The 3001-nt window shown below is 66.4% G+C and carries 4 protein-coding genes; 3 read left to right on the top strand and 1 reads right to left on the bottom strand.

The window, feature by feature from the left end:
- Positions 1 to 176: 176 nt before the first annotated feature.
- The 3 genes from PV772_RS22795 to PV772_RS22805 all read left to right on the top strand — a co-directional run bounded on the left by PV772_RS22795 (position 177) and on the right by PV772_RS22805 (position 2405).
- Positions 177 to 929 (top strand): DUF4191 domain-containing protein, encoded by a 753-nt coding sequence (locus PV772_RS22795; protein ID WP_141181254.1) that lies wholly within the window; start codon positions 177 to 179, stop codon positions 927 to 929.
- Between the two features lie 122 nt (positions 930 to 1051).
- On the top strand, positions 1052 to 1405 hold the full coding sequence (locus PV772_RS22800) for a DUF3817 domain-containing protein (RefSeq protein WP_141160825.1): 354 nt from the start codon (positions 1052 to 1054) through the stop codon (positions 1403 to 1405).
- A 16-nt stretch (positions 1406 to 1421) separates the two neighbouring features.
- Positions 1422 to 2405, top strand: a complete 984-nt coding sequence (locus PV772_RS22805) for a DMT family transporter (RefSeq protein ID WP_347887675.1) — start codon at positions 1422 to 1424, stop codon at positions 2403 to 2405.
- A gap of 28 nt (positions 2406 to 2433) precedes the next feature.
- Here PV772_RS22805 and PV772_RS22810 read toward each other — a convergent pair whose 3' ends face one another.
- A complete protein-coding gene (locus PV772_RS22810; RefSeq protein WP_347887676.1) occupies positions 2434 to 2871 on the bottom strand; it encodes an RDD family protein in 438 nt (145 codons plus the stop codon).
- Between the last annotated feature and the right edge of the window lie 130 nt (positions 2872 to 3001).

Genomic DNA, 3001 nt, shown 5'->3' on the forward strand with positions numbered 1-3001 from the left:
CGCCGAACTCGCCCACATCGCAGAAGGCATCCAGGACTCCGGCACCACCCGCCAGGAAGCCGCCACCCTCCTCGCCGCACACTCGTGACCTCTCCTTTATGAAGTGGCATAGGGCCGGGCTCTGGAAGAATCCAGCGTCCGGCCCTTTGGTTTAAGTCACGTAGAATTGAGGCACTATGGCGAAATCCCCTGACTCCAGCAACTCCACCCCGGCGGGCTCCAGCGCGGTGAAGCGCGGCCTGTTCACGCGCAAGCCCAAGGAAGCGAAGGCCAAGAAGCCCAGCAGGCTCAAGCAGATCGGCGAGGTCTTCACCATGACCCGCCGCCACGATCCCATGGTTCCGTGGCTGATGCTTTTGGTGTTCCTCGGCGTCGTGGCCGTGAGCTTCCTGGTGGGTTTCTGGCTGGACAACTGGATCACGGGCTTGATCATCGGGATCCCGCTCGGCCTGCTGGCCGCTACGTTCATCCTGTCCCGCCGGGCCGAGCGTGCTGCGTTCGCGCAGATCGAAAACCAGCCCGGCGCTTCGGGCGCTGCCCTGGGGACGCTGCGCCGCGGCTGGATCACCGAAGACCAGCCCGTTGCCGTTAACCCGCGCACGCAGGATGCCGTGTTCCGCGCCGTAGGCCGTCCCGGCGTCGTCCTTGTCAGCGAGGGCCCCACCCACCGGGTGAAGCCCCTGCTCGATGCCGAGCGCAAGCGCCTTGCCCGCATCCTCCCCAACGTTCCGGTCCACACCATCCAGACCGGCCGCGGCGAAGGCCAGGTACCGCTGAGCCAGGTGGCCAAGCAGATGGGCAAGATGAAGAACGAACTGACCAAGCTCGAAGTGAGCACGGTCTCCAAGCGCATCGCGTCCATGGGTACCAGGCTTCCCATTCCCAAGGGCATTGACCCGTACAAAGCCCGTCCCAACCGCGGACGCTAGCTGGTAGAACGCCCCGGTACCGGCCCTGCCGGTGGCCGGGGCGTTTTTTTGCGCCCTCCCCGCCGCGCGCAGGGCTTCCGCTTTCTGCGCCTCCGCTGATCACACCACGACAGGACATGACCATGCCCCTCAGGACAACGATGATCCGCGCCTTCCGCATCCTCGCCGTGGCCGAGGCCTGCAGCTGGGCAGCACTCCTTGCCGGCATGTACTTCAAATGGATTGCCGGCACCACGGAACTCGGCGTCCAGGTGGCGGGCCCCATCCACGGCGCCCTCTTCATCGGCTACGGGGTTGCCGCGCTCATGCTGTGGCGCGTGCAGCGCTGGCCGTTCCGGGTGGCAGCGCTGGCCGGGTTCTCGGCAATTTTTCCGTTCGCCACCCTGTTGTTCGAACGCTGGGCCGGGCGCCGCAGGTACCTCACCGCAGTCGAAGCAGCGGACGCCGCCACGGCCCTCGAATCAAGCCGCGCCTAACGAATGGGACACCGCTGTGGAATCCGTTGAGCAGGGACTGACGGCACAGCCGTCCGACGCGGCGGAGGTGCGGGCCGCCGGTCACCCGCGGCGCAAGTGTACGGTGGCCGTTCTCTCCCTGCTGGGAGCAACGCTGTTCTGGGCCGGCAATTATGTGGTGGGTGCGGATGCAGTCCACAGCATCGACCCCCTCAGCCTGGTCTTCCTGCGGTGGGCCATTGCGCTGGTGCCGCTGCTGCTGATCGCCCAGCTGGTGGAGCGGCCGTCGTGGCGGGCGGTTCTGGCTGCGTGGCCGTGGCTGCTGGCGCTCAGCGTGTGCGGGCTGCTCGGCTACAACCTCCTCCTGTACTTCGCCCTGGAACATACCGATGCGTTCAACGCCTCACTGATCAACGCCTTCAACCCGGCACTGATCACCCTGGCGGCGGCGGTGTTCCTGCGCGAACGGCTCACGCCTTTGGCTGTGGCCGGCGTCGTGACGGCGCTGGCGGGCGTCCTCATCGTCATCAGCGGAGGGGACATGGGCCGGCTGGCCACTGCCGGTTTTGGCACCGGGGAAGTCTTGATGGTGGGTGCAGTGGTGGTGTGGACGGCCTACACGGTCGTCGGCCGCCTGGCACCGAAGGTCCCGCCGATTACGGCCACGGCCGTCCAGGCAGCCCTGGCTGTGGCCCTGCTGGCGCCCGTCCACCTCGCCAGGGGCGGCCTGGCCCTCCCCGCCACAGACAGTGGATTGGCGTCCTTGCTCTTCATCGCATTCTTTCCGTCGGTACTGTCCTACGTGCTGTGGAACCGCGCACTGACGGTCCTGCCGGCGGGAGGAGCAGGGGTGTTCCTCAACCTGATCACCGTCTTCACCGCCGTCCTGACCATGCTCGCCGGGTCCGTGCATACGGCCGCGCAGTTTGTGGGTGGCGCCATTGTGGTTGGCGGTGTGGTCCTCACGAACGCGCCGGCATTCCGGCGGCAGCAACGCGGGAGGCAACTGCCCCGCCGCTAGAACGCCGATACCTGCCGGCGGGTGGGGATCAGCGCCGGATGAGGAGCGTATTCATGGCCTTGTCGTGCAGGCCGCGCTGGTCCGGGTCGAAAATGACGGCGGGGATGACCAGGCAGAGGAGCACTGCCCTCACCAGGCCGGCCAACGGCCCGGGGGTGCCGCCGCCCGGCTTGATCACGGCTATGCCCATGATGCGGTGGCCGATGCTGTATCCGAGGGTTCCCACCAGCAGGGTCTGTTCGATGGCGAAGACGGCCAGGGTGGCCCAGGAATCGCCACCAAAGACAAAGTTGCTGATGAGCAGGGCGATACCCCAGTCGATCATGATCGCAACGATCCTCCGCCCTGCCCGGGCAATGGACCCGGGACCTGACTCCGGCAGGCCCAGGCGCTCCCCCGGATATTTGGAGATGCCGGAAGTGTCCGGTCCGGTGAGCCAGGAGCCTATGTCTTTGCGATCAACCACCGTCCAAGTTTACCGATCCGCGCGCCGGCGGCGCGCCCACACTGTGGATAGGGCCCTGTTGCCTCATTGCAATACCTCCGGGAGGACTAATACGTTGCCTCAAATGAGAACCTCCGTTTTCGCGTGATCG

Origin of the sequence: Pseudarthrobacter sp. CC12, assembly GCF_039907755.1 — a bacterium.
Taxonomy (GTDB): Bacteria; Actinomycetota; Actinomycetes; order Actinomycetales; family Micrococcaceae; genus Arthrobacter; species Arthrobacter niigatensis.